The 26,194-nt window shown below is 35.1% G+C and carries 23 protein-coding genes; 10 read left to right on the forward strand and 13 right to left on the reverse strand.

The features are described from left to right. Window positions 1–3: 3 nt before the first annotated feature. The 3 genes from U8526_RS04965 (at window position 4) to U8526_RS04975 (ending at window position 4,496) form a co-directional block, all read left to right on the forward strand. Window positions 4–738, forward strand: a complete 735-nt coding sequence (locus U8526_RS04965) for a response regulator transcription factor (RefSeq protein WP_334340860.1) — start codon at window positions 4–6, stop codon at window positions 736–738. 210 nt (window positions 739–948) lie between these two features. Then, window positions 949–3,105 (forward strand): peptide cleavage/export ABC transporter, encoded by a 2,157-nt coding sequence (locus tag U8526_RS04970; RefSeq protein ID WP_334340861.1) that lies wholly within the window; start codon window positions 949–951, stop codon window positions 3,103–3,105. 11 nt (window positions 3,106–3,116) lie between these two features. Continuing rightward, window positions 3,117–4,496, forward strand: coding sequence for a bacteriocin secretion accessory protein (locus tag U8526_RS04975; RefSeq protein ID WP_334340862.1), 1,380 nt, complete (start codon window positions 3,117–3,119; stop codon window positions 4,494–4,496). A 206-nt stretch (window positions 4,497–4,702) separates the two neighbouring features. Here U8526_RS04975 and U8526_RS04980 read toward each other — a convergent pair whose 3' ends face one another. Continuing rightward, window positions 4,703–5,455 (reverse strand): CPBP family intramembrane glutamic endopeptidase, encoded by a 753-nt coding sequence (locus U8526_RS04980; protein WP_334340863.1) that lies wholly within the window; start codon window positions 5,453–5,455, stop codon window positions 4,703–4,705. Between the two features lie 140 nt (window positions 5,456–5,595). Between U8526_RS04980 and U8526_RS04985 the strand changes: the two genes are divergently transcribed. Both U8526_RS04985 and U8526_RS04990 read left to right on the forward strand, forming a co-directional pair. After that, complete coding sequence (locus tag U8526_RS04985) at window positions 5,596–5,916, forward strand: bacteriocin immunity protein (protein WP_334340864.1); 321 nt, start codon at window positions 5,596–5,598, stop codon at window positions 5,914–5,916. A gap of 225 nt (window positions 5,917–6,141) precedes the next feature. Further along, window positions 6,142–7,731, forward strand: a complete 1,590-nt coding sequence (locus U8526_RS04990) for an ABC transporter ATP-binding protein (protein WP_334340865.1) — start codon at window positions 6,142–6,144, stop codon at window positions 7,729–7,731. 80 nt (window positions 7,732–7,811) lie between these two features. Here U8526_RS04990 and U8526_RS04995 read toward each other — a convergent pair whose 3' ends face one another. From U8526_RS04995 to U8526_RS05005, 3 genes are all read right to left on the reverse strand, one after another. Further along, a complete protein-coding gene (locus U8526_RS04995) occupies window positions 7,812–8,810 on the reverse strand; it encodes an aldo/keto reductase (RefSeq protein ID WP_334340866.1) in 999 nt (332 codons plus the stop codon). 102 nt (window positions 8,811–8,912) lie between these two features. Further along, window positions 8,913–10,529: an ABC transporter permease gene (locus tag U8526_RS05000; protein WP_334340867.1), complete on the reverse strand. Its 1,617-nt coding sequence runs from the start codon at window positions 10,527–10,529 to the stop codon at window positions 8,913–8,915. Continuing rightward, on the reverse strand, window positions 10,519–11,439 hold the full coding sequence (locus tag U8526_RS05005; RefSeq protein ID WP_334340868.1) for an ABC transporter ATP-binding protein: 921 nt from the start codon (window positions 11,437–11,439) through the stop codon (window positions 10,519–10,521). The genes U8526_RS05000 and U8526_RS05005 overlap by 11 nt, the downstream gene beginning before the upstream one ends. Window positions 11,440–11,630: 191 nt before the next feature. On the opposite strand from U8526_RS05005, the gene U8526_RS05010 reads away from it, so the two are divergent. Then, window positions 11,631–12,233, forward strand: coding sequence for a TetR/AcrR family transcriptional regulator (locus U8526_RS05010; RefSeq protein ID WP_334340869.1), 603 nt, complete (start codon window positions 11,631–11,633; stop codon window positions 12,231–12,233). Here U8526_RS05010 and U8526_RS05015 read toward each other — a convergent pair. After that, entirely contained in the window at window positions 12,204–12,854 is a 651-nt protein-coding gene (locus U8526_RS05015) for an endonuclease III domain-containing protein (protein ID WP_334340870.1), read from the reverse strand. The two genes, U8526_RS05010 and U8526_RS05015, sit on opposite strands and share 30 nt — an antisense overlap. A gap of 152 nt (window positions 12,855–13,006) precedes the next feature. Here U8526_RS05015 and U8526_RS05020 point away from each other — a divergent pair, with 152 nt between their 5' ends. The 3 genes from U8526_RS05020 to U8526_RS05030 all read left to right on the forward strand — a co-directional run bounded on the left by U8526_RS05020 (window position 13,007) and on the right by U8526_RS05030 (window position 16,408). Beyond that, window positions 13,007–13,285: a hypothetical protein gene (locus tag U8526_RS05020; RefSeq protein ID WP_334340871.1), complete on the forward strand. Its 279-nt coding sequence runs from the start codon at window positions 13,007–13,009 to the stop codon at window positions 13,283–13,285. A 471-nt stretch (window positions 13,286–13,756) separates the two neighbouring features. After that, window positions 13,757–15,034 (forward strand): MFS transporter, encoded by a 1,278-nt coding sequence (locus U8526_RS05025; protein WP_334340872.1) that lies wholly within the window; start codon window positions 13,757–13,759, stop codon window positions 15,032–15,034. Window positions 15,035–15,544: 510 nt separating this feature from the next. Next, on the forward strand, window positions 15,545–16,408 hold the full coding sequence (locus tag U8526_RS05030; protein WP_334340873.1) for an aldo/keto reductase: 864 nt from the start codon (window positions 15,545–15,547) through the stop codon (window positions 16,406–16,408). 55 nt (window positions 16,409–16,463) lie between these two features. Here the strand turns inward: U8526_RS05030 and pcp are convergent, their stop codons facing one another. The 6 genes from pcp to U8526_RS05060 form a co-directional block, all read right to left on the reverse strand. After that, a complete protein-coding gene (gene pcp, locus U8526_RS05035) occupies window positions 16,464–17,111 on the reverse strand; it encodes a pyroglutamyl-peptidase I (RefSeq protein ID WP_334340874.1) in 648 nt (215 codons plus the stop codon). A gap of 64 nt (window positions 17,112–17,175) precedes the next feature. Next, window positions 17,176–18,642: a cardiolipin synthase gene (cls, locus tag U8526_RS05040; RefSeq protein WP_334340875.1), complete on the reverse strand. Its 1,467-nt coding sequence runs from the start codon at window positions 18,640–18,642 to the stop codon at window positions 17,176–17,178. Window positions 18,643–18,756: 114 nt separating this feature from the next. Further along, the gene (locus U8526_RS05045; RefSeq protein ID WP_334340876.1) at window positions 18,757–19,452 is read right to left on the reverse strand and encodes a zinc metallopeptidase; all 696 of its coding nucleotides are present in this window, start codon (window positions 19,450–19,452) and stop codon (window positions 18,757–18,759) included. 7 nt (window positions 19,453–19,459) lie between these two features. Next, the gene (locus tag U8526_RS05050) at window positions 19,460–19,915 is read right to left on the reverse strand and encodes a hypothetical protein (RefSeq protein ID WP_334340877.1); all 456 of its coding nucleotides are present in this window, start codon (window positions 19,913–19,915) and stop codon (window positions 19,460–19,462) included. A gap of 254 nt (window positions 19,916–20,169) precedes the next feature. Continuing rightward, window positions 20,170–22,929: a YhgE/Pip domain-containing protein gene (locus tag U8526_RS05055; RefSeq protein ID WP_334340878.1), complete on the reverse strand. Its 2,760-nt coding sequence runs from the start codon at window positions 22,927–22,929 to the stop codon at window positions 20,170–20,172. A 40-nt stretch (window positions 22,930–22,969) separates the two neighbouring features. After that, complete coding sequence (locus U8526_RS05060) at window positions 22,970–23,725, reverse strand: alpha/beta hydrolase (protein ID WP_334340879.1); 756 nt, start codon at window positions 23,723–23,725, stop codon at window positions 22,970–22,972. A gap of 62 nt (window positions 23,726–23,787) precedes the next feature. On the opposite strand from U8526_RS05060, the gene U8526_RS05065 reads away from it, so the two are divergent. Next, a complete protein-coding gene (locus U8526_RS05065) occupies window positions 23,788–24,486 on the forward strand; it encodes a ribonuclease H family protein (protein WP_334340880.1) in 699 nt (232 codons plus the stop codon). Between the two features lie 41 nt (window positions 24,487–24,527). On the opposite strand, the gene U8526_RS05070 is transcribed toward U8526_RS05065, so the two are convergent. Both U8526_RS05070 and U8526_RS05075 read right to left on the reverse strand, forming a co-directional pair. Next, window positions 24,528–24,986: an ASCH domain-containing protein gene (locus U8526_RS05070; protein ID WP_334340881.1), complete on the reverse strand. Its 459-nt coding sequence runs from the start codon at window positions 24,984–24,986 to the stop codon at window positions 24,528–24,530. 94 nt (window positions 24,987–25,080) lie between these two features. Continuing rightward, window positions 25,081–26,007: a DUF1002 domain-containing protein gene (locus tag U8526_RS05075; protein ID WP_442886213.1), complete on the reverse strand. Its 927-nt coding sequence runs from the start codon at window positions 26,005–26,007 to the stop codon at window positions 25,081–25,083. Window positions 26,008–26,194: the final 187 nt, after the last annotated feature.

The raw sequence follows: 26,194 nt of genomic DNA on the forward strand, positions 1-26,194 counted from the left end.
AAAATGTTTTCAATATACCTATTCGAAGATAACGATAGTCAAAGAGAATATTATAAAAATATCATTAATAATATTATTATGATTAATGATTATTCTATTAAGCTAATTGAGACTAGTAGTGTTGAGTCATTTAATCGTGCTTTTGTGAAAGAGCAATATGGATTATTCTTTTTAGATATGGAAGTTGGAGATGATATTAAAGCTGGATTAAAAATTGCGGAAAACGTTAGAAAAAAAATGCAAGATGCAAAGATAGTTTTTCTAACAACTCATGAAGAACTTTCTTTTTTAACATTAGAAAGAAAGATATCACCAATGGATTATATATTAAAAGATAATAAACTGGATTTTGTGAAGAAACGTATTATACAAGATATTGAATTGGCAAAAAATTATTATGTGAATTCACTTTATCAAAGGGAGAAAATTTTTGGATACAAGATTGGATCTAGATATTTTTCTGTTCCTATGAAAGAAGTAGTCTTGCTATATACTAAAAAACAATTTCCGGGTAAAGTAAGTTTAGAGGCTGACAGTCGTAGCACTTCTTTTCCAGGAAATTTGAATTTATTGGAGTCTAAATATAATAATTTATTAAGAGTAGATAAGAGCTATTTAATTAATAAGGATAGAGTAGTGTCATATGACCTGCACAATAGGATATTGTATTTAGATAATAATATTCAGTGCAATGTATCATACAGAAGGTCCTCAGAAGTGAGTAACCTTTTTAAATAAATATGTGTAAGTCCTGATACTGTGTAAATAGTGTCAGGACTTTTTTAGGTCTAGTTGAGAGCACTAAAGCGTGCGAAACAAAAACCACCTGCTGTGCGGAGGCTTTTATTAACGTTAATACCATATAGTTAACGTTAATATTTAAATTATTTATTAAATGTTAATGAATGAGAGAATATAAAAGGATACTAAACAAGGGAATAGATATTAATGTTTAAAAAAAATATATATATAGCACAGGTTGATGAAAATGATTGCGGTGTAGCCGCATTGGCAATGATTTTAAAAAACTATGGATCTAAATATTCTATTGCAAGGTTAAGGAATATCGCCAAAACAAATAAAGAAGGAACAACAGCTTTAGGTTTAGTGAAGGCGGCCCAAAAGCTTCATTTTGAGACTAAAGCGATTCAAGCAGATATGCGTTTATTTGAAGAAAAAAATATCCCATATCCTTTTATAGCCCATGTAATAAAGGATAAAGCGATTGAACATTATTATGTGGTTTTGGGGTGTACTCAAAAGTATATCTTGATTGCAGATCCAGATCCAACAGTTAAGATAAAAAAAATGAGTTATAACGATTTTGCTTCTCAATGGACTGGGGTAGCATTATTTTTTGTACCTACTTCAGAATATAAACCTGAGAAGATTGATAAAAATGGATCTCTTTTCTCATTTGTCCCTGTTCTTTTTAAACAAAAAAGATTAGTAGTCAATATCATTTTGGCAGCATTTTTGATAACCATTATTAGTATTCTAGGATCCTATTTCTTACAGACTGTCATCGATACATATATTCCTAATAATATGAACAATACCCTAGCAATCATTTCTCTAGGATTAATTATTCTTTATATTTTTCAGTCTATGTTTACTTATTCTAGAGATTTTCTATTATCAATACTGGGTCAGAGGCTTTCTATCGATATTATTTTGGGGTATATTCGTCATATTTTTGAGTTACCCATGGATTTTTTTGCTACTAGAAAAACAGGAGAGATTGTTTCTAGGTTTAATGATGCCAATAAGATTATTGATGCTTTAGCAAGTACGATAATTTCTATATTTTTGGATGTGGGAATTGTAATTATTATGGGAACCGTTTTGGCAATTCAAAATGGAACATTATTTTTAATAACTCTTATTTCTTTACCCGTTTATGTAGTAATAATTTGGGTATTTTCCAAACCTTTTGAAAGGTTAAATCAAAAAGAAATGGAAAGTGGTTCAGTTTTGAATTCTTCAATCATTGAAGATATTCATGGAATTGAAACAATCAAAGCCCTAACCAGTGAAAATCAGCGTTACTCTAAAATCGATAGTGAATTTGTGGATTATTTAAAGAAAAGTTTGAGTTATATAAAGGCCGACACATTACAACAGGCATTAAAGCTATTTATTCAATTAGTTTTAAGTGTAGTTGTATTGTGGGTTGGAGCTCTTATGGTAACTAAGAATCGATTGTCCGTTGGACAATTGATGACTTATAATGCGTTACTTACATATTTTGTTAATCCTTTACAGAATATTATTAATTTACAACCCAAATTACAATCAGCCAAAGTTGCTAATAATAGGTTGAATGAAGTTTATTTAGTTAATTCTGAATTCAAAGAAAATCGTTCGGTTAAAAACTCTACCCTATTAGTAGGAGATATCAAATTGAAAAACGTTGATTATAGTTATGGATATGGAGAGAATGTTTTAAATGATATTAATTTAAATATTCATTCTGGTGAAAAAGTAACTATTGTAGGAATGAGTGGGTCTGGTAAATCAACGTTAGTTAAATTATTGGTAGATTTCTTCAAACCTAACAAGGGTGAAGTTTCTATTAATGAACACAATGTTCAGAATATTGATAAACATGTACTGAGAGGATTTATTAATTATATACCTCAGTCACCATACGTTTTTTCAGGAAGTATTCTAGAGAATTTAACTTTGGGAAATAGAGAAAATATTAGTAATGAAGATATTTTAGAAGCATGTAAAATTGCCCAAATAGATGAAGATATTGAAAAAATGCCGTTGCAATTTGAAACTGTTTTGGACGAAAACGGTAATACATTATCTGGTGGACAAAAACAAAGAATCACTATTGCTAGGGCGTTACTGTCTCCAGCCAAGGTATTAATATTTGATGAATCTACCAGTGGGTTAGATTCGATAACCGAAAATAATATTATGAATAATTTGATGAAGATCAAAGGATTGACAGTTATTTTTATTGCTCATAGACTGTCCATCGCAAAAAAGACAGACAATATTGTGGTATTGGATAAAGGGAGAATTGTAGAAAAAGGAAATCACCAAGAGTTAGTAAATAAGAAAGGTTATTATTTTGATCTTTTGAATAATTAGGGGAAGTTATAATGAATAAAAAATTTTTAGAGAGCAGTGAATTCTATAATAAAAGGTTTAATAACTTTTCCAGTTTGTTGATAATTCCCATCTCTTGTTTGTTTCTTTTAGTGGTTGTCTTTTCTTTTTTCATGAAACGTGAAGTTACAATTGAATCTTTTGGAGATCTTGGCAGTAGACAAAATATACCTATCATTCAGTCACCTTCTAATAGTGCAATTCAAAAAAACTATTTATCTGAAGGAAAATACGTAAAAAAGGGAGATATTTTACTTTCTTATAAGAATACTGGGAATGATATTAAGATTAATAATGTTCAGGATCAACAAAAGGATATAAATGATCAAATTGCCAGTCTACAAATCTTTCAAAGGGGTGTTGAATCTAATCAAGATACTTTTGATGGTGATGATAAATTTGGATATCGAAATTTATTGAAAAGTTATATAAATCAAAGAAATATTTATGGTATTGAAAGTCAGATGTTACAAGATAAATCTTCTTTTTCCAACGGAAAAATTAAGCAGCTGACGAATTTATATGATAGTAATTTAAAGCAAAAGGAAAATGAATTAAAATCCTATCAGAGTATTTTTGATGCCATAAAAAATGGTAAAAGTTATGCTTCTAATGCTAGTTATGGTTACTTGTATGATGGTTATAGTGCCGAATTAAAAAGTGCTTCTGATACTGATTCTAAAGCATCTGTTAAGAATAGTTACTTAAATAATTTGCGACAACAAATTGATAGTATCAATGATGAAATAAGTAATGTCAGTGAACAGAAAGATTCTTTGAAGGATTTCGATGATAGTAAGTATAATGTTGATTCGAATAACACCAAATTAGAGTCTTTGCAAAATGAGCAGTTAAAAAGTATTTCAGAAGAATTGGTTAAATTAAAAAGTCAAAGTAGAAATTTGAAATCTAATTTAAAAGAACTGGATGATTTAAAAGATAACTCATATATTAAGGCCAAAAAGTCAGGTGTTATCCATATGAATAATCAATCGGTAAAAGGTGCTAAATATGTTGGAGCTGGTTCTGAAATAGCTGAAATATATCCGATTTTGAGAAGAGGTAATACATTAAAACTGCAAAGTTATGTCTCTTCTAGAGAGATTTCATCTATAAAAAAGGGTCAACATATGCGGTTAGAAATAACTCGTAATGTACCGAGACCAATCCTTATTGATGGAGTGATTAATAATATCAGTGTTGCTCCTGTCCCAGTGAATAAAGGAACATATTATATTGTGACTGCAGAGGCTAAAAGTGAGCCTAGTATTGCTCCTCAGATCCATTATGGAATGAGCGGAAAGACAACTATTATTACAGGAAAAGAAACTTTCTTTAAGTACTATAAGGATAAGTTGTTGGATAAAAATTAATTATGAGTTTAGTGATTGATTATAATAAAAAATAGAAACATTTTATTTTGAACTCTAACTATATATAATTGACTTATATTTTAGTAGAAATCGAAAATTATTATTTGTGTTGTCTCATAAGGGCATTCTAAAAAAGCCTTTAAACCTCCAACTAAGGTTTTAAGGCTTTTTTGTTATTTTCATAATTTTTAAAATCTGAATTCAAATTAAAAAAATTCATCTGTCAAGTTCCAATTTGATGGATGAAATGGTCTTAATACAATGATGGCTAGAACTACATAAGTAGTTAAAGGAAGAACAAGTCCGATTATTAGATCAATTGGGTCTGTTGAATTATTAGCAGTTGAGTTAAAAAGAGAGATGGAATAATCGATTGTAAAGTGGATAAAGATGGGGAGCGCTAAACTGCCTTTTCGAACATAAAGACTGCAGAACATAAGACCCATTCCAAAGGTTTGTACGACTTGAATCAAAGTTAAAGTGAGACTATGCGTACGAAGATTCTCTAAATGACAAATGCTAAATAAAAATGAAGCTATAATTATACAGAAGAGAACATTTTTAGTCGTTAATTTATCTTTGAAAATAGTTAGTAAACTAGTTAAAACAATGCCTCTGAATATATATTCTTCTGGGATTGCTGCTAATATTCCATTTAGTAATGAAAGCGGAATGCGCTGAAAATGACTGACCGATAATAGTATTAAAATCAGTATGATGATTGAAGCAATAAAAATAGTTTTTTTGCCTATATTTAATTTCCAGTAAATTCTTTGATGAAAGAATAAAAGATTGGCAATAATGCCAAAGGCCAATTCGGTTGTTTTGAATAAACTAAGATATAAAACCTTATCTAAATTCAGCTGTCTTAAAATTGACCCTGATATGAGAAGGTCAAAAATGATTAATGCTATAGCTAGTAGGAACAATTTTGTTATTGGTAATATTTTGTTTTTCATAAGATACCTCGCGTAATTATTTTCAATAATTAATTATAATGTGGCATTAAGAAATGAATTAGAAAGAATATTAACGTTAGAAAACTCTGTATGAACGTAAATTTTTTAATATGTATAGAAAATAGAATTGGAGTGTGAGTATGGAAAACAAAAAGTTATTTAATTTAATTGATGCTGCATATAATGAAAACCTTTCTGAACAGCCGAAGGAATACAAGGATTCTCTCTTGAAAGCTGCTCAAAAATTGGTGGTTGGTGCAAAAGAAGTCGAGGTATGTGTTGATATTTATCAGAGCTATCACGATAATCACATTGTTCCTATGGGATTACCCAGAAATAATAGGGTTCTCTATCAATATGTAAAAGATAAATTGAATGATCCTACTCAAAAGGAGTTACGAGATTTAAATATTGGATATGGATTAAGTGCAACTCACTTTACATTTGGTCCTCTAAACTAAAAAGGCAAATCCGTAGAGGTTTGCTTTTTTTTATTCTATGCATGATTAAAATAAATTTAATATAGTTGTTTTAATTCTAATTATCGAGTAGTAGAATGTATAAATAAATCAAGAAAATATTTATATATTAATATTTGTGGGGATATCGATTATTAGATATTTTTAATACTTGGTTGTTGAATAAAGTGGAATATCTCTCGTCATGATATTTGGAAAAGGGGAACTATGGCAAATTTATCATTACGATTTACTTCCAAAGGTAAACTGATATTGTATTTCTTGTTATCAATCGTGTATGCCTTTGGAAATGTAGTCATCGCGTATATTACTAAGATTATGTTGAATATGGCTCAATATCGTCAGGGAAGTATCAAACAATTAACAGCCGTTGCGATTGGTGGTGCTCTGGCAATCATTTTAATTATGTTTTTCAACTTTGCCTATCGTTACCTCAAATTTGATATTGTCAAAGATATCAAGATCCATTTGAAAGCAAAGACGATGGCTTATCTTATTGAGCAACAGGATGACTCACAAAAAGATGGCTTGAGTCTGATGACTAATGACGTTAAGCAAATCGAAACTTTAAAAATTCTAAACGAACTAACTATCGTTACCGAGTTTATGTCCTTTGTAGTCTCAGTCGCAGTTGGTTTGCTTAATTCCTGGATCTTAACCTTACTTTTCATCGTTACAACGATAATACCAGGATTTGTTCAGAAATTTTTCACTAAACAGATTCAATCTAAATCAGAGATTTGGGAAAAAGCTAATGCTAGCTATACTCAAAATGTTAGTGATGGCTTAAATGGTGCCGCAACCGCTGATTTGTACGATGTCCAGATTCCAATCGTTGGTAGAGTGGTTGATGGCGCTAAAAGAATGGAAACAGCACTGAAAAATCTGAATTACACTCAGGCCGTTGCGGGTGAAATTATTATGGCAGTCGCAGAAATATTCAGTTTCATCGTTCCATTTTTAGTCGGAGCCATTCTAATGTTTCAAGGTCAGATTGGTGCTGGTACTTTGGTTATGGTCGTTCAACTTTCCAATGATTTTGTAAATCCAGTAATCAATATTTTCCAACAGATTAATTCAATTAAATCAACTAAGCCCATGTGGGATAAAATTGAACAGGCCTTGGAATTTAATGAGACGAAGCCAACTCCAGCAAATAATGCTGAATTCACTGGTCTAAATGTTGATAATCTAACTTATAAGTTGCAGGATAAGACTTTATTCTCGAACTTAGAGCTTTCAGTACAACCGAGTGAAAAAGTTTTATTGATGGCGCCAAGTGGTTGGGGGAAAACCACACTGTTGAGATTGATTCTTGGGAAACTCCAACCTAGTGATGGAGAAATTTATATCGATAAGAATGATGTAACTGGAAATTGGCAAAAAGCCCATGATAGTTTTAGTTATGTAAATCAGAAACCGTTTATTTTCGATGATACATTAAGATTTAATATAACTCTGGGGAGACAAGCAGATGATTCAGAATTAGAACAAATAGCTGAACAGGCTGGCTTAGCTGATTTAGTTCAAGAAAAAGGTTGGAATTATCAAGTTGGGGAAAGTGGAGCCAATCTTTCAGGTGGACAAATTCAAAGAATTGAAATAGCCCGCGCATTATTATCCAAACGTCCAATTCTGTTGGCAGATGAGGCAACCAGTGCCTTAGATCCTAAATTGTCATTAGAAGTCCACAATACGATATTGAAGAATTCGCAAGTCGCCGTTATTGAGGTGGCACATAAGATTTCCGAACAAGAGAAGTCAATGTTTGATCGAATAATTCAACTTGATAGATAAAAAAATTGTGGCTAAAACAAATAATAGCAGGTAATCAAAATATGATTACCTGCTATTATTTTTCTTAATATTCTATTTTTCTATTGAAGAATATTTGTGATAGCTGCTACTTCATCACTACTGAAATCAAGATTATCTAGTGCTTTGAGGTTATCATCTAAGTGATCAACATTAGTTGTTCCAATGATAACACTGGCAACTACAGGATCTCTCAACAACCAAGCTAGTGATAGCTGACTAAGAGTTTGGTTACGGTTATTGGCAATGTCGTTAAGCTTATTCAACTTTTCAACTAGTGCCTCTTTACCATTTGCCAAAAGTTCTTCATTAGTAGGGTGAATCTTGAATGTATCGGGAATGCCATTAAGGTATCTGTCTGAAAGTAATCCTTCAGCTAGAGGACCGTAAGCAATAGCACCGGCACCAGCATCTTCAAGGGTATCTAGTAGGCCACTATCTTTAACATGATGGTTCAAAATATTCATACTCATTTGATCCAACACGAATGGTGTACCTAGTTCTTTAAACATTTTAATGGCTTGTTTCATTTCGGGAACTTCAAAATTAGAAACTCCAACGTATAAGGCTTTTCCAGATTTAACGATGTCGTCTAGTGCTCTGACGGTTTCCTCAACTGGAGTTGTATCGTCATAACGGTGAGCGTAGAAAATATCAACATAATCTAATTGCAATCTTTCAAGAGAGCCATCAATGGCTTGCAACAATGATTTTCTTGATGTACCAACACCATAAGGACCGTCGTGAATTTCATAGCCAGCCTTAGTTGAAATAACTAATTCATCACGATAAGGTTTCAAATCACTACTCAAAATTTGTCCCAATAAGGATTCTGAACTACCTAAGCCATCTTTAGTACCATCGCCATAGTGATTAGCAACGTCAAAATGAAAGACACCCTTGTCGAAAGCATGCAAAATAACTTGCTTACGTTCACTCAATGGGTCAGCACTACTGAAATGGTGCCAGAGTCCAAGTGAGATTGGTGGTAACATAAGGCCAGTTTTACCAGCATGACGAATGTGATTTCCTTGATAACGATTATCTGAAGCTTTGTACATAAAATCATCCTTTCGTAAAAAGATTCGTTAGCTCAATAATATGTCACTGGAAACGTTTACGCAAATATAGACTACATCCATATACAATCCTTAAATATCTGTTTAATTGATGATCAGATCTCGACGACGATATCCTAAGTAGCCAACGATAATCAGAACTACTGCTAATAATAGCTGCCACCAAAAAGTGGCGGGATCAAAATTCTTAACGGGAACTTTAGTGATATATCCAAATGGTGTCAATTTGCTTAACCAACCTGGTAATTTGAGTAGTTTTCCAAAGTATTGAATGAAGAAAGCTGCAATCAAATATCCGTAATTTAAACTGATGAGTTTTGGCAACCAACCGACCAAACAGATTGAAATCCCTAAGAAAATCATGAGTGCAGGTAAGTAACCCCAGAAACCACGCATGAAAATACTCCAAGTTAAATGTTGCTTCATAACGGCGTTACCGCCAGCGTATAAACCATAGTTTCCGGCTAAAAGGACTAGTAAACTGGTAATGGTAGCGAGAAGAACAGTTGAGAAAAAGAGTCTAAATCGACTAGTAGAGGTAGAGTGAATAATTTCTAAGTAGCCCTTACTTTCACCAGTTTTGAGATAATTGATCAATGATATTCCTGGTATCAAAGCTAAAACGGCGAAGACAATCATCAGGATTGCGAGAAACTGTTTGATAATCAAAATATTCGCAGCGTTAATGGCTTTAGTATCAAGCAGTTGTTTGAAAAGTGGATTAGTTTTGACAATATCACCGATGGTATTGAAAACAGAACCGTAGGTTGCCCCGAGAATCATCACACCGAAGATCCAGACTAAAATACTTAGTCGATTTAAGCGCCACAGTAAGGAAAGTGGACCACGTAATAAGGCACTAGCTTCTTTTCGACCAGGTTTAGTAGCAATCAATCCTGAACCGATATCACGGCGTTCGTTAAGTGTGAAAGCAATTAAAATTAAAATAATTGATAGTAGCAACATCAAGAGAACTGGGAGCCAATTATTATTTTTGTAAGTTGAAAATTTTTCTACCCAACCCATGGGAACGAACCAAGTATAACTGGGTTTGGTTACATCAGTGATCATACGTAAAATGTACATAATACCAAAGACACCATAAGACAACATAGTGGCTGTTCGAGCATTATCGGTTAACTGAGCTAGCACTGCCGCAATGCTAGCAAACATAAATCCGCAAGCACCGAGTCCCAAACCTAATAGGAAATTACCATTAGTATCAGTACCAGTCAGGTTGGCAAATTGGAGACCTAAAGCATAAATCAATCCAATTCCAAAATTTAAAATGAAGCTCTCTAATAAAGTTGCGAGCAGATTTGATAGACGTCCCACTGAGTGGGCTTGAATCATTTCGAGAATCCCTGATTCTTCTTCGCCACGGGTATTACGAATGACGAAATAGTAATTCATGATTGCTGAAACGATAGCCATAAAAACAGTCATTTCTGAAGCGAAAACATCAGCTGAAGTATAAGGACCAGCCGGCATTTTTCCAAAGAGAGAGACCATAGCCGGGGACTTCAGAGTTTTAATAATTTGGTCAATTGAAGCTTTGTCACCATAGAGACTAGTGAATTTGCTAGCAACACCAACAAATAATCCAATGAGAACAACTGCCCACAATAAGAGCTTGGCCCAGTCTCGTTTGAAATTAAAACGGGTTAGAAATACCGTTTTTTGAAATTTATTACTTTGCATTATCAGATACCTCACCAGAATCATAATAACGAAGGAATAAGTCCTCGAGTGTAGGTGGCGTTACTTGAAGGGAGAGAATCTGTCGCTGTGTCAGGAAGCTCATAATATTGTCCAATTCTTCAGAATCAACTGACAAAGTTGTAACGCCGTTATCCTCGGAACTGACATTATGGACACCGGTTAAATTCTTGATATTATTCAGAGGATTCTTAGTTTGAACTTTAATGATTGTTCGAGTTAGATGTCGCATTTGTTCCAAAGTACCAGTTTCAACAATCTTACCCGTGCGAATGATTCCGATACGATCACACATCTTTTCAACTTCAGAGAGGATGTGGCTAGATAAAAGAACAGCCTTGCCAGCAGCCTTTAGTTTGAGAACTTCTTTTTGAAAAATCTCTTCATTTAAAGGATCAAGACCACTAGTTGGTTCATCAAAAATATAGAAATCAGCATCCGTTGAAAAGGCCGCAATTAGCGCCACTTTTTGACGATTACCTTTAGAGTATGTTCGAGCCTTTTTAGTGGGATCTAGTTGGAAATCCTTAATTAATTGATCAGTTTTTGCAGAATGATTAGTGTGGCTCAGTTTTAAAAAGAGGTCGATGATCTCGCCACCACTGAGATTAGGCCAGAGATAAACATCACCGGGTACATAGGCTAAACGTTTGTGAATCGAAACGGCATCTTTAAAAACATCTTGCCCAAAGATAGTTGCTTGTCCACCACTTGCACGTAATATGCCGAGTAGTGTACGAATAGTAGTCGATTTACCAGCACCATTAGGTCCAATAAAGCCGAAAACCTCGCCAGGATAGATATCAAAAGTGATATCCTTTAGAGCTTGAAATTTACCAAAGTTTTTTTGAAGATGTTCAATATGTAAAGTTGGAACATTTGCATTATTCATAATAATTACCCCTAAAAATGAAATATATATCTTGAATAGTTCATTATTTACCGAGTATATTAGAGCTAGGGAATAGCCCTGTCAACAAGAAAGAAAGCGGTAAATGAACTATTATAGCAGCTTTTTTACAGAACCTTGGTGGGGTACTTTAAAAACTGAACTATTTGATTAAAAAAATTGAGGAAATTATTATGACTAACAATTTAAAACGAAAAAAAGATAAAAAAGAATCGATTTTGAATGCGGCTATGATTGAATTTACTCGTAATGGATACAAAAAAACCTCTATAGCAAAAGTCGCTAAAGAGGCACATGCGTCGCAAGTAACACTGTATAAATATTTTCCCAGTAAGATTGTCTTGGCTAGGGCGGTCGTAACTCAATTGATCGTTGGCGGTTATCAACAATACTATGATGCATTGGACAATTCTCAAAAGAGTTTTGTCGAAAAGATGAAAGATATGATGAATAACAGTACCAGTTTAGCCAATAGTATCAGTGATGATTTTGTGGTTTTTATGTATGACGAATTCAGTGGTAAAAATGGTGACAACACCGTTATGAAAGCTTATAACGATTATAAACGCCGTTTTTGGAAGAAATTGTTGGATCAGGGACGTCGAGAAGGTGCCGTTAGTCCAGACGTTACTGACGAAGGGGCAATGTTATTTTTGGATATGTTCATTGATTATGCAATGAATCCCAGTCCCTATAATCCCCACAGTGCTGTGGAAGTGAAACGTCATGAAGATGATATTATTCACCTATTTTTTTACGGTATTATGGGCCGTTAGGTAGGGTAAACGTAATTCATAATCGTCGAAGAAGTCACTTTTGAGTTTACCAAATTCATCAATTAGAGCATGGAATTCCTCTGCTTGAGTAGAAGTGAAATTGAAATCATGTTCAACTGCTTCTTTCAATTGCATGTAAGTCGGTTTTTGCGTGAAGGTATGCAGACTACTGAACAGTTTCATCGCATAATTATCGGAAACGAAAACAGGACGATGAAAGTAGTAAAGTAATAAGACATCGGCCGTCTCATTACCAATACCTTTGAGGGCAATTACTTTTTTCCGTAATAGATTGGTTGGTAATTTTTCCCAGTCATCGAAATTGTCCCGATAAGCAGTTAACAAGGAACGGATATAGATGGCTTTGTTGTGGAAGAAGCCACTAGGTTTAATTAATTCCTGCAATTGTTCTTGGGTCAAAGCCAGAATCTTGTCTATCTGAAAATTGGTAGCTTGTCTTATATTGTTTAGAGATCTATCGACATTTTTAGAATTAGTATTTTGAATTAAAATCATCCCAATTAGCATTTCCTCAGGATGATCAGCGGGCCACCAATGTTGATTGCCCATCTTTTGGTGCAAAATATTAAATAGGTCATAAATTGTAATTTGCTTATACAAGGTTAAGTTCCCCCTTAAAGCATATTATCCACTTGATAATGAAATTTGTCTGGAATTATTCCTTGGAGACGTTTTCATGGACATATGGTTTTATTTCTGAAAATAAATTATGTTATCATAATTAGCGCTGAGTTAATTATGGGGGTGTAATTATGTTAGGGGTAATTTTTGTAATTGGTTCAATAGCCTCCTTGATTCTTGAGAAATATGTTTTAGCAAATAATTCACATGTATGGTTAGGTGCTATCGAACCAGTATTATCGATTGTTTTCATAATTTGGTTGATGTTAACTGATCTAATGCAATTCAACGCTTTAAATATTTTACTTGCGATCATCTACGTGTCGCTAAGTTTCATTTTCTGGGGACAAGGAAACGACTTATATCATCAAAGAGTCGTTCATAAAATTTTTGAATCTAGTAATTTATAGGAGAGAAGTTCTGAGCAAATTTTTGCTTGGGGCTTTTTTTGTTCTTGTCAAAGTTTGGTTAGATTGAAAAATATGTTTAAATTCCCGTCCTCCACAAAAATTGGGAATGCTGTTGGAACGCTATGGGCACGATTTGAAACTAATTATTTTACACTCCGTGCAAAATAATGGATTTCCAAAGTCGACCTCATTGTAACCGGCAAAGCCGGTAACAATGATCTCATAGCTGAACGCATTCCCAATTTTTGCTCCAGACTAAAGAGTGTTTCTATTGGTTTGTACGTTTTTAAATATTAGATAGTAAGACAGCAAATTACAGTTATTTTGTTAATATGTATTTTAACCAAATTTTTTAAGAATCACTTTTTTGATTGAGTAAATCCGTTCTTGAATTATTGTAGTATACTTAATAATATTAAAAATGTTTTAATATTATCAAATGGATATGATAATAAGATTTCGGGGCTAAATATGTATAAAAGGTTATTCAATCAATTAAATAAGATCCTCCTAGTGAAATTTGCGGGGACATTTGGTAGTGAAATGCTACAATTTGCAATCAGTCTTTATATTCTGAAACGTACGGGGTCGGCTCTTAGTATGGGTGTTTCATTGATTACAGGGCCACTTGTTGATGTGGTTATAATGCCATTTGTTGGCTATGTGGTTGATACGTTCTCTCATAAAATGATTATGATCGTAGCTCAAATTGTTACTATTGTTTCACTACTAGTATTCAGCCTTTGTTTCAATTTATGGCCTGCGGGATATTTCTACATTTTGATTGGATTGATTATCATGTTGGAGATTACAGATTGTTTCCTAAGTACGACAATTCAATCTAGCTTAATTCAACTTTTTCCTAGTGATGAGTTACAGAAAGTAAATTCATTAAGTCAGTCAATTACATCATTGGCAGAATTCTTAGCACCGATTCTAGGTGCAATGCTCTATACAATGGTCAATATTGTTATATTTGCTGATTTAGAAATTATTTTTGAAGTGGTTGCTTTATTGGGAATTCTAGTCTTGAAATTTGATTATAAGAAAACTGAAAAAATAGCGAATGAGGAAGCCTCCGATGAAACTGTTAATAAGACCTCGATAATAGGAAACTTTTTAGATGGCTTCCGTTATATGTTGAAGCAAAAACTGATTTTTCTTTTGACGTTATCTTCGGGAGCGTTAAATTTTTTCTTTGCGTCGATGAATATTGGATATCCATACTTGTTAGTTAAGACATTAAAGCTATCCAATGTACAATATGGTATGACTGATTCTGCGATGGCCATCGGAATGATACTTGGTGGTTTGATTTTAAGTAGAATCCATCTACGTTTCAATCCAATCATGTTTTCTTATGTGGCACTGATAATATTTTCCATCATCGTGTCAGCAGTCGGATTATCGACAGTAATGAACTTCGAGACTCAAATCATCACGATTATTTTCATCATTATCAATGCTATCAATGGCTGTCTATTAACATTTATGAATACACCGCTAGATACTTTCTTGCAAGAGAATGTACCACCGGATATGCAAGGACGAGTATTCAATATAGATGAGACCTTAAGTACTGTTTTAATGCCCGTTGGAACAATGTTCTTTGGGGTGTTATTTGATCATTATAATGCCGTTGTAATATTCTTCATGGCAGGGGCAGCTATGTTGTTGTTGGCAATAGTTACGATTGGAATAATTCTGAAGAAAAATTACTTAAAAGGTAATGCAGATACTAATGAGTAGAAAGATAATTCTGAACTTTATTAGTTAAATTTGTAAACTTTGTTTAGGACAAAAGGCAACTTTCATAAAATGGCTTCATCAAAGAGGGATATCTAATCGTTGCATTTTTTTCGATAATATAAGAAACTGGTGTCTAGTCGGTAGTAAAAAATCTGTGGGCCCTCAGTGGTGCCATTCTACTTAGCTTGCGTAGCAAGGTTAGTAGAAGACCGGACTTGGAGATCCATGATTTTTCACAGAGTGAAAAATTATTAGCTTCAAGCCGTGTCCACCACGTTCCAGTGGCCCACAGATTTTTTGCGGACGACGGCATATTTCAACTACATCAGTTAGTATTAATGCTACAACCAGGTTTGAGTAAGAAGCATTCCAACACATTTCCAATTTTTGTGGAGGACGGCAACATTAATATTTTAATCGCCTTTTTGGATAATCTAATATCAAAAAATTTACACGGTTATTATCCAGTTGGTATCATTCTCATAACCAGACAATGTTGGAGATGATACTATGGACAAGAATTCAACTTACACATTAAATAATGGTTATCAAATTCCTATTGTAGGTTTCGGAACGATTATCCCCAAGGGTGTGGAGACGGTCGATGCTGTTAAGAATGCGATTGCGAGTGGTTATCGCTTGATCGATACAGCCACAGCTTATGACAACGAAGAAAGTGTTGGTCAAGGAGTTCGTGAAGCCATAGATGAAAATGGTTTGAGTCGTGATGATATTTTTGTAACGACCAAAGTTTGGAATGATCACCATGGTTATAAAAAAACTAAGCAATCGATTGAAGATTCATTAGAACGTCTGGGGCTAGATTACTTAGATATGTACTTGATCCATTGGCCAGCCAACAAAATGTGGCATGAAGATTGGCGTGAAATCAATGCTTCAACTTGGCTTGCTATGGAAGAATATTATAAAAAAGGTTTAATTAAAGCTATTGGGGTTTCTAATTTCGACGGTTCACAATTGAGTTCCTTGATCGTGGATTCTGAGGTCAAACCAGTGGTTAATCAATTGGAATATCATCCCGGTTTTGCTCAAAGAAAAGCTGCCGATTATAGCCGTGATTTAGGTGTGAACGTTGAAGCCTGGCGTGCTTTTGGTGGACCAGGTAGCGGTGTTTTACATGATTTAGATATCATCAAGATTGGTAAAAAGTACAAAAAAAGTGCTTCTCAAGTTGTGATCAGATGGCTAGTGCAAAAGGAAATTATTCCACTGGCTAAGTCAACGAATCCTGATCATATTTCAGATAATCTGGATGTTTTTGATTTTGAATTAAATCCAGAGGATATGCAGATAATTGATGGAATTTCTTATCGAAAGACGACCTTTTTTGATCCAGAAACTTATCATTCATAGAAAAATAAAAATAGCGACTAACTAGAAAATTCAGTTAGTCGCTATTTTAGTGTGGTTAACTCAAACTTCCACCGATAACTTCAATATCATTTTTCCCATCACGTTCAACGATAGCTTTTATAGCAGCGGTGATTCCTTTGATATCATCTGCTAAAGATAAACAAGGGGTGTTTGGACGTTTTAAAACTTGATTGGGTAAGAAGGGAATGTGTATGAAACCGGCTTTTAAATCGGGAAATTCTTTATCAATCATATATTGAACTTGGTACATGATATGGTTGCAGACGTAAGTTCCAGCGGTTGTGGAAACGTAGCTAGGAATACCCGCTTCAATAATAGCTTGAGTCATGGCCTTAACCGGCAATTGCGTGAAATAAGCGTTTTGTCCATCTGCATGGATCGTTTGATTGAGTGGTTGGTAACCGGCATTGTCTTTAATACGGCCGTCATCGAAGTTAATAGCAACTCTCTCAGGAGTCAATGCAGAACGTCCGCCAGCTTGGCCGATATCCAAAACATAATCGGGTTTGTAATCAATAATAGCTTGATGAACGACTTCGGCACATTTGTTGAAGATGGTCGGAATCTCTACTTTAATAATTTCGGCGCTGGAAATGGTATCGGGTAATTTCTTTACTGCCTCGATGGCTGGATTAATTTTGTCAGTACCGAAGGGGTCAAAACCTGTTACAAGAATTTTCATAGACAACTTCCCAACTTTACGAAAAAACACAACCAAGAATGATTGTGTTTATCGTAATTTAATTTTAAAGGATAGGCGATAACAAACGAGAGAAACGTTGTTTGAAGTGGAGCCACATTCCTTGTTCTTTAATAATTTCTGGTGTTAGTAATAGTGAGTCGTTCATATCTTTTTCAAATGAACGAGCAACCTGATGGGCAACTTTGGCGTCGTAGATAAAGGCATTGGCTTCAAAGTTTAATGAGTAACTTCTGAAATCATGATTCATAGAGCCAACGGAACAGATCTTGCCATCGAAAACGGAAGTCTTAGCGTGTAAAAATCCCTTTTGGTAGCTGTAGATCTTAATGCCATAAGTTGTTAACAGATTGGCATAATATTGCGTTGCACGGTAAATGAAGGGATGATCAGGCATACATGGGATCATGATCCTGACATCGACTCCAGATCTGGCCGCAATTGTTAAAGCTGTGAACATCGCATCGTCTGGAACTAAGTAAGGTGATTGAATCCAGACACTCTTCTTAGCACTGACGATCATATCGATGAATCCATCTTTTAAAATTTCCTCACGGCTATCGGGACCATCAGAAATAATCTGAATTGGTAAGTTAGCATCGGAATTGAATTTGTCAGATGGAAAGTATTTTTCCAAGAAAGCTAGTGGCTCAGCGTTACGGTCGAGCGAAGCATTCCAATCACGAAAGAACCTCTCTTGCAAAAGTAAGGTAGCGGCACCAAAGATTCTAGAATGGGTGTCACGCCAGTAACCGAATTTTTCAGTGGTATTAACGTATTGATCGCCAACGTTGAATCCACCGATCCAACCAGTTGTACCATCAATAACAACGATCTTTCGGTGCAAGTGATAGTTCAAACGAGTTTTAGCAATGACATTTTTGGAAGTGATAAAAGGTAGGACTTCACCGCCAGCAGCCTGAAAGTCTTTGAAGTATTTTGGCTTAGTTCCACCAGAACCCCAAGGATCGTAAAGGATACGAACTTCCAAACCTTCTTTAGCTTTTTGTGTCAAGAGATCAAGAAACTTGTCCCCAATGTCACTTTTAATAAAGGCATAGTATTCGACATGAACGGTTTCTTTAGCTTGACGGATATCTTCGAACATACCTTCGAATTTTTCTTTTCCGTCGAAGTAAAGTTTTATTTCGTTATGACGAGTTAACGGTGCTTCCTCAGTCTCATTGAAAAATCTAATTATATGGTCCGCATAGTGTGTTTCATCGTAACGTGAAGCATTCTGTGGCCGTTTTTGAGCAGCTATCGCCATTCTTTTTAACTGACTTAAACTGTAATGCTCTTGTTTACTGATATTAAATATCTTTTCTTGAGCAATTCCACGTCCCAGAAATGCGTAGATAAGGAAACCTACGATTGGTAGTAAGACAAGGACTAAGATCCAGGCCCAGGTAGTAACAATATTACGAGGCCTGTGGAAGACAGTTATAAGTGCCGAGATGGTATTGACCGTTAAAATTATGAGAATTAGCCAGATGATCCAAGTATCAATCATAAAATAAATTCCCCTCTATTTATTTATAAGGAAAGTTTACTTCAAAATACTAATAAAATCTAATTTTTGCCTATTTATTTTGAAAACAAAAAAAGCCGCTTTCGCGACTTTGGCTTAATTTCTATGATCACCGAAAATCAGAATCAAACGTAATAGTTGTAGAGCAGTTGAGATTACAGCAGCTACATACGTTAAGGCAGCGGCGAAAAGAACTTGTCTGACCATCGGTATTTCATCACTATCAACTAGTGTACTGCCACTCAAGATCTTAACGGCACGGCCAGAAGCATTGAATTCAACTGGCAATGTAACAACTTGGAACAAAACAACTAAAGCGAATAACCAAATTCCGATTTGAATTAAAGTTTGGTTAGCACCTAAGATTACGCCTAATAGAATCAAAGGAATAGAGAAGTTGGAACCGATATTTACGGCAGGAACCAAAGCTGCTCTCAATCTCATTGGTGCATAACCTTTTTGGTCTTGGATAGCATGTCCACATTCATGGGCCGCTACACCGATGGCAGCGACAGACGTTGAATCAAAAGTAGATTCAGAAAGATTCAACGTTTTGTTGGTAGGATTATAATTATCGGTTAATTTACCGCCAACTCTTTGAATTTGAACATTTTGAAGCCCAGCGTTATCAAGAATAAATCTAGCAGCATCAGCACCACTAGTTCCGTGGTGACTAGGAACTTCATCATATTTTTGGAAATTATGATTTACATACCATGATGCCCAGAGACTGATAACAAGACCAATAATTATCAGAAAATAGCTGGGACCGAAGAAACCATATGTGTACATATATTTGTTAACTCCTCTTTATTAACTTGTTGTTAGAGATAGTATAACCATTATTTGTGAAGTTTTCTTGAACTAAGCGGTCTAAATCGTTAATTGAAATCTCTGTTAAAAGGATTTGGTCACGTAAGAAGACTAGTAATCTATCAGCGATTTCTTTTTTACCTGCGTCATCTAGATATTCATCTTTGAAGGTTACTAATAAAGCCCCGGAATGCTCACGTAAGTTAATGTCACTGACACTAATCAAAGCAGAAAGTTGTTCCATACCCTTTTTCTGAACGAACCAGTAAATACCGTTGTTCTTCATGATGACTTTTGCAGTGTTAGAAATATATTGGGTTGTCGGATCGATATCCTCATCGAGAAATTCACTAACCTCTTTTAGACTATAGCGGCTAGGGAAGTCCCAGCAGAAGTTGTTAGTGAAAAAAGGTCGATAGTCTCTCAATTTTTGATTTGTCATTAAAAAATTTCGTACGAGGACTGCTCGTATTACTTCTCTCCCTTTTTTTATATTTTTTGGATGGGATTCTGGATCTACGGGAATTTAGTTTGGTGGTTCTGTTGGTTTATAACCATTGTTCTATGTTGAATAGTGGAAACGAGCTTCGCAGGGGCAACTCCTTCCGGTTAAGTCAACTTTCTCTGTCGTCTGCTTCGCAGCCAACTGAGAAAGTAGTCTTAATCCTCGGGAGCTGAGCGACCCTGCTACGCTCTCTATTCAATAATCATGCTCTTTTTAGCGCTCTTATGTAATTTATGCATAAATGGTTTCAATGGTTCTGTACATAGCAATCCTAATAGATAGAATCCGATTCCGAATGCTAACAATATAATAATATCTTTGGTTGCATTAGGCCAATATATTCCACCAACGGCTTCTCTTATTAGATTTACCGCGTATGTGAACGGTAAGTAAGGGTTGATGACTCTGAAGAATCCGTCTGATAGTACTACTGGGAAGTTTCCTCCGGCTCCGGATATTGATAGCACTAGTATGATGATTCCTAAGCCTTTTCCGACGGTTCCGAACATCTGGACTAGTGAATACAATATGGATATGAAGACGAAGCTGACTAACATACAGAATACGATTAGCCAAATCTTTTCCTTAGTGTAAGCATGCAAGATGAAGAGGTTACCTAAAGCGGCTGAGATGGCTTGTAATTGGTTTAGGAAGCCAAATGTTAAGTAACGTCCGTTGAATCTTTGTCTGAATGTATAGAGATACTTCTGTTTATCATCTAGTTTGAAATGGACGGTGAAGACACTGGATAGCAATAGTGCTCCGACCCAAATACAGAGGGCTAGATAGAATGGGGCACTGGCTGATCCGTAATTTGGTACGTCATAAAGATTGTCTTGCTTCAACTTAACTGGGTTAGAGAAGAAGTCGGATTCCTTGTTGGCATCGGATTTCATTAAACGAATAATGGCACCGAGGTCAACGTCTTTCTTACCTTTCTTCAATAAGGTAGCAGAGTGATGAATATCTTTCTTCAACTGTGGCCAGTCGTTTTCGGCAAAGTCATTAGCAGTTGATAGAGCCTGTTCTAGTTCTGGCGTCTTTGAGTTAACTAAATTCAAAGTAGTTGTTAATTCATTTTCGATTGATGGCAATTCATATTGAACGAAGAAGGTAGCTTTGGCTAACTTGTTCTTCAATGTTGGATAGTCATTGTCGTAAAAGTCGTTCAACATACCAATTCCGGTAACAATATTGTTCATGTTACCGTTCAATAGTTGGTTGGCATCGTGAATCTCATTTCCAACGGCAGGCAATTGTTTTTGATACTTTTGTAGATAGCTGAGGGCAGTATTTAGAATGCCTTCGGTATTGTTCAAAAGTCCTGGGATTGTTGGGATGATGTCCGTGTTGAATGTTCCTAATGTGGAGCTGAGTTCTTTAAGGAAACTGTTGATATCGGAAATAATTGTAGAAACAGAACTCATGATATCAATGTTCTTGATTGTATTTACGCCGTCAGCAACTTGGTTTGCATGTGTTTGTAAATCAGTTAACTTACTTTGTAATTCGGTCGTATCTAAGCTGTCATAATTGTTCAAAATGTCATTAGCTTTAGCAGCTAAAGTATCATTTAACGTAGCTAAATCGTTTAGATGTTGAATAGGTGTATCGAGTAAGGTCAACTTATCTTTGCCTAATTGTTCAGCTAAGCGGTTGAAGAAGTTTTGGAGATCAGTTAAGGCTGAAGCTACCTGACGACTGACTTTTGCCAAATGGGTTGAGTCAGTGGCAATATTTTGAATAACTGTCTTCAATTGTTCTTTAAACTGTTGATTAGTTGGATCTTCTTTGATCTTGTCGATTAAAGTATTGATCATTTCGGCAGAAGAACTGATTTGCTTACCAAGGTTGTAAACCATTGATAAACCAGTATCGATAGTTGTCTTGATAACTGGCAAGGCTTGTTGAATCTTAGGAATCAATTCAGAAGTTGTCTTGTCAGTAGCGTTCTTAGCGTCTTCACCAAGTTTTTGAACTTCAGGCATGACGTTTTGAACTTTTTGAATAACTTGCAAGCCGTTTTCGACTTGGGTGATACTTGTGCTCATTAAGCCAGAAATCTTACTAAAGTCGGAATCGACCTCATTGATCTGAGTACCGGCATTTTGGATTTCTGGAATCTTATTTTTAAGTTGTTTAGCAGCTGTGCCACCAACATCGGCTAATGGCAAAACATTATTGACATTAACTAGTTTGTTAGCATCTTCGTTCAATAATGGCAAGTAGCCGTACATATCATTAACTTGATTCAATTTTTGATTCAAGTTAGGAACCAAAGTATTAGCTTTTTGTACTTTGTCCATGATGTCTTGTAATTCGGGCAGATTGTCATCAGTGGTTACTAATAGAGACTCGAATCGTCTTAACATTGGAAGGTTATCTTTGATATCCATTCCCGACTTATTCAAAGCTTGTGTAATAGTTTTACTGATGGTTCCTACGAATTCAGAAGAAATCGTATTCTGCAGCGTCGTCGCCCCGGTTTCGGTCAATTTCGGGGCTATCGCATTGATTTTCTGGTTTACCTTAAATACCAATTTCGGTTTCTTGATCGTTCCAGATAAGAAACTGATGATATCCTTAGAAAAAGTTTTTGGAATATAAATTCCAGCATAGTAAGAACCATCTTTGACACCTTGGTCTAACTCTTCTTTAGAGTTGACAAAAGTCCAACCTAGTTTATGATTCTTTTTAAGGTTGTCGATTAATTGATCACCAATTTCAATTTTTTGACCTTGTACTTCAACTGGTGTATCGGCTGAATAAACAGCAACTTTTAGACCACTAGTGTTAGAGTAAGGGTCCCATAGGGCCCAAACATTAAACCAGCAGTACAGACATGGCAAAATAACCAAAGCCAGCATCAATAACGTTGCAGGCTTGGATTTTAACGTCCTCTTTAAATCTAATTTGAATAATTCCCAAGCTTTGATAGAAATCCCCTCCAAATCTCTGTTAAAACTGTAGTCGTAATGTAATTATATAACGTTATGACAGCGGATTATAATAAATAAACCCGTTGACCATATTTAGAATCTCTGAATCATCGTGAAGCATTGAGTGTTCTGCATTGGAGCCCTTAATAAGATATTCGGTGTATTCTTTTACTCGCGGTTTGAGAATGTAAGAAATAGACTTAGCAGATGTAACGGAAATGTATTTGTCAGTATTAGAATGATCATCAACATTTCCAAAAATGTTCAAAACGCGTAAATCGTCTGAAATACTTTTTTCATTCATAAAAATTCTAAAGTAGGTTGGACTCATGAAAGCTGGACGTCCATTCGGCTTGATTCGGTTGATGTTGGGAAGATCTCCCAAACCAATAATGCCGTTAAATGGGGCAGCGATGAGTACTAATTTTTTCAACCTAGGCATATAGGGACGCATTTTCTCTTTCAAATTGACCAGTACCAGTGAAACGGCACCTAGAGAATGGCCAATTGCATCATAAGTTGTGAACTCGTGCTTTAAGCGCAAGTCAAATAATAGCTTGGCTAACCAATATGCCATTTGGTTACTACCAACCCATTTGTTTTGAAAAACAACTTGAACAATGGGATGTTCATCCTCAGTCCAAGTCCCTTCGTATGTGATTTTTCCCTTCCAATCAATGATTGCTTTGAGAAACTGACTTTTATCCTTACCGTTACACTTTAAAGCAGATTCGATCATTTTCTTGGTCGTATAGTCTCCACCACGGAATCCGTGGATGTAGAGAATTGGCCATTGCCCTTTTTTCATAAATTCACCCCAACAAGATATTATTATATAATTATTATTGAGAAAAATTAACCAAATGAGGTATGACATTGCAAAAATATTATGCAGTACGACGCGGTAAAAAACCAGGAATCTATTTAACTTGGGCTGACTGTAAGGCTCAAGTCGATGGTTTTGCCGGAGCTAGATATAAAAGTTTTCCAGATAAAACACAAGCACAAGCTTTTCTAGATGGAAAAGATTCTTATAATAGTAGAAAAACAACCACAAAGAAAAGTTCCAATAAAGTTTCGAATATTGAAGATTTTGACGTAGTTATTTATACCGACGGTGGTTCCAGAAATCATGGTAACTTTAAGGGTGGTCATGTTAAGAGTTCTGATAAAGCCGCTTGGGCCTATCACATCAGTAATCATGACCAGACATATGAAGGAACTGGTGGAGAATTCGGAGCGACAAATAATCGCATGGAGATAATGGCCCTGATTCAGAGTATTAAACGATTAAATGAGCTTAAAATCAACCAACAAAATGCGATATTTGTCTTAGATTCTCAGTATGTCCTTAACGCTATCACTCAGAATTGGCTCAATGGTTGGAAAAGGAGAGGCTTTAAAAAAGCTGATGGTAGTACGCCGGTGAATGTCGAATTGTGGCGTGAATTGGATCAGCTTTTGCCAACCGTTCCTAAGAAGACTTTTGAATGGACTAAAGGTCACGCAACTAATGTAGGTAACAATCGTGTTGATGCTTTGTTGAATAAAACTATGGATAATATGTAAAAGGCAATTTAAATGGTAGAAATACCGTTTAAGTTGTTTTTTTATTTGTAAACCACCTTATAAACTTCACAGACGCAGGGAAGTTCCTCATTGAAGGGATGATGCTCATCGGCATACTCTTGTTTGAAGAATTTCCAATGATCTTTACGCCATTCATCCAAACCCCGAGTTCCTTCACCTTCGTGATAAGCGTGTTCAGCTGAGACTTGTAGGAAGGGAACGATTTCTACGACAACTGTTTTAGTGATGCAGGTAGGTTGATTGTGACCATCTAAAATGATTCCGTATTCACCTACTTGAGGTAAAGGATCAGTTTTGTCTTGTTTATAAAGATCATAGGCTGATGTTGTGGCAGTTTTAATGCCATTTTTAATTAGGTTGGCTAACAAGTCCTGTTCCTTAATATCGTCTTCGCCACCTAGTGAGAAGGCTTCGTAATCGTTGGTTGTGACTTTTGGATGTTGTTTTTTGAAATTGTTCCAGTAAGTTTTAATATCCATGAATTTGTACTTCCTATACTTGTATTGATGTAATCATAGACTTCACGGGTATAAAAAAACAACATCTTCTAAATAAGAAGATGTTGTTTATAAATTATTTAAACAAACCGCTGAAGAATGAAACGATACTGTCCCAAATTCTTTGTAAGAAGTTACGATTTTCTTGAGTGTTTAGGTTGTTAAATACGTTTTTAGCCTTACTCATGATATCGCTACTTAGTTTTTGAGCTTGTTCCTTAAAGTTTGAATTCTTCAAAGCACCAGAATCTCTGATTTGTACCATTAAGTTAATGATTTGTTGCTTTTGGTTGTTGTTGATAATGTTTTGTAGATTGTTCTTTTGTAAATTATTATTAACGATTGTTGTGATTTGATTTACTGTGACGTTATCGCCTTTATTTGCTAAATCTGATTTCATACCAGCAACGGCATTGTTCAATTGTTTATCTGAATATCCATCAGTACCCTTATTCGCATCAGTAATATTACTTAAAACATTCATTTCCTTTTGCGCAGCGTTGACTTGGCTTTGATTTAAAGCGTCGCCACTATTTGCGTAGGCTGCGTAGATTCCGGCTAAAGCACCAGAACCGTCGATTGGTGTAGCTGAAGTTACATAGATATTAGCATCGCTGATACCAGCTGTAACGGCGGCATTACGATATTGATCGGCTGTAATAGTGGTAATGTTGTTCTTTCCATTATAATCGACGATCTTAACATTAATACCAGAACCGGATGAAGTCTTTTGAATCAAGGCTGATGACCAAACTCCGTTAGTACTTGTGAAATTACTACCACTAGGGTTCAAATATTTCACCAGAGTGTCACCGGTAACAGTGATGGTCTTATAATTTCCACTGACTTGTGAAGAAAGAGCATCAATTGTTCCTTGTCGCTGACTTGATGTTAATGAAGTTCCTAAAGTCATTACAGGCTGATCATTTAAATCATCCGCTTTGACGTTCTGAGTTGAGAAAATTCCAACTGTGATTAAAGAAACTAGTCCTAATAAAATGATATTTAACTTTTTCAAGGTTTTAAATCCTCCTTAAGTCCATATTAAACCAAATATGTATGAAGAATTCGAGAAGTTAAGAATAATTTTTGAAAATTTATGCGAATTTATCAGGGAATCATCAAAAAATGGAAGAATAATGAATTCATTTTGAACTAATATATATAGTTTAGTAAATTTGGTATATACC

Origin of the sequence: Companilactobacillus sp. HBUAS56275 (genome assembly GCF_036913655.1) — a bacterium.
Classification (GTDB): Bacteria; Bacillota; Bacilli; order Lactobacillales; family Lactobacillaceae; genus Companilactobacillus; species Companilactobacillus pullicola.

What these genes read in the sequence shown, in the direction of transcription:
- U8526_RS04965 (WP_334340860.1), top strand. Translation starts at nt 4, where the DNA reads ATGTTTTCAATATACCTATTCGAAGATAACGATAGTCAAAGAGAATAT.
- U8526_RS04970 (WP_334340861.1), top strand. Translation starts at nt 949, where the DNA reads ATGTTTAAAAAAAATATATATATAGCACAGGTTGATGAAAATGATTGC.
- U8526_RS04975 (WP_334340862.1), top strand. Translation starts at nt 3,117, where the DNA reads ATGAATAAAAAATTTTTAGAGAGCAGTGAATTCTATAATAAAAGGTTT.
- U8526_RS04980 (WP_334340863.1), bottom strand. Translation starts at nt 5,455, where the DNA reads ATGAAAAACAAAATATTACCAATAACAAAATTGTTCCTACTAGCTATA.
- U8526_RS04985 (WP_334340864.1), top strand. Translation starts at nt 5,596, where the DNA reads ATGGAAAACAAAAAGTTATTTAATTTAATTGATGCTGCATATAATGAA.
- U8526_RS04990 (WP_334340865.1), top strand. Translation starts at nt 6,142, where the DNA reads ATGGCAAATTTATCATTACGATTTACTTCCAAAGGTAAACTGATATTG.
- U8526_RS04995 (WP_334340866.1), bottom strand. Translation starts at nt 8,810, where the DNA reads ATGTACAAAGCTTCAGATAATCGTTATCAAGGAAATCACATTCGTCAT.
- U8526_RS05000 (WP_334340867.1), bottom strand. Translation starts at nt 10,529, where the DNA reads ATGCAAAGTAATAAATTTCAAAAAACGGTATTTCTAACCCGTTTTAAT.
- U8526_RS05005 (WP_334340868.1), bottom strand. Translation starts at nt 11,439, where the DNA reads ATGAATAATGCAAATGTTCCAACTTTACATATTGAACATCTTCAAAAA.
- U8526_RS05010 (WP_334340869.1), top strand. Translation starts at nt 11,631, where the DNA reads ATGACTAACAATTTAAAACGAAAAAAAGATAAAAAAGAATCGATTTTG.
- U8526_RS05020 (WP_334340871.1), top strand. Translation starts at nt 13,007, where the DNA reads ATGTTAGGGGTAATTTTTGTAATTGGTTCAATAGCCTCCTTGATTCTT.
- U8526_RS05025 (WP_334340872.1), top strand. Translation starts at nt 13,757, where the DNA reads ATGTATAAAAGGTTATTCAATCAATTAAATAAGATCCTCCTAGTGAAA.
- U8526_RS05030 (WP_334340873.1), top strand. Translation starts at nt 15,545, where the DNA reads ATGGACAAGAATTCAACTTACACATTAAATAATGGTTATCAAATTCCT.
- pcp (WP_334340874.1), bottom strand. Translation starts at nt 17,111, where the DNA reads ATGAAAATTCTTGTAACAGGTTTTGACCCCTTCGGTACTGACAAAATT.
- cls (WP_334340875.1), bottom strand. Translation starts at nt 18,642, where the DNA reads ATGATTGATACTTGGATCATCTGGCTAATTCTCATAATTTTAACGGTC.
- U8526_RS05045 (WP_334340876.1), bottom strand. Translation starts at nt 19,452, where the DNA reads ATGTACACATATGGTTTCTTCGGTCCCAGCTATTTTCTGATAATTATT.
- U8526_RS05050 (WP_334340877.1), bottom strand. Translation starts at nt 19,915, where the DNA reads ATGACAAATCAAAAATTGAGAGACTATCGACCTTTTTTCACTAACAAC.
- U8526_RS05060 (WP_334340879.1), bottom strand. Translation starts at nt 23,725, where the DNA reads ATGAAAAAAGGGCAATGGCCAATTCTCTACATCCACGGATTCCGTGGT.
- U8526_RS05065 (WP_334340880.1), top strand. Translation starts at nt 23,788, where the DNA reads ATGACATTGCAAAAATATTATGCAGTACGACGCGGTAAAAAACCAGGA.
- U8526_RS05070 (WP_334340881.1), bottom strand. Translation starts at nt 24,986, where the DNA reads ATGGATATTAAAACTTACTGGAACAATTTCAAAAAACAACATCCAAAA.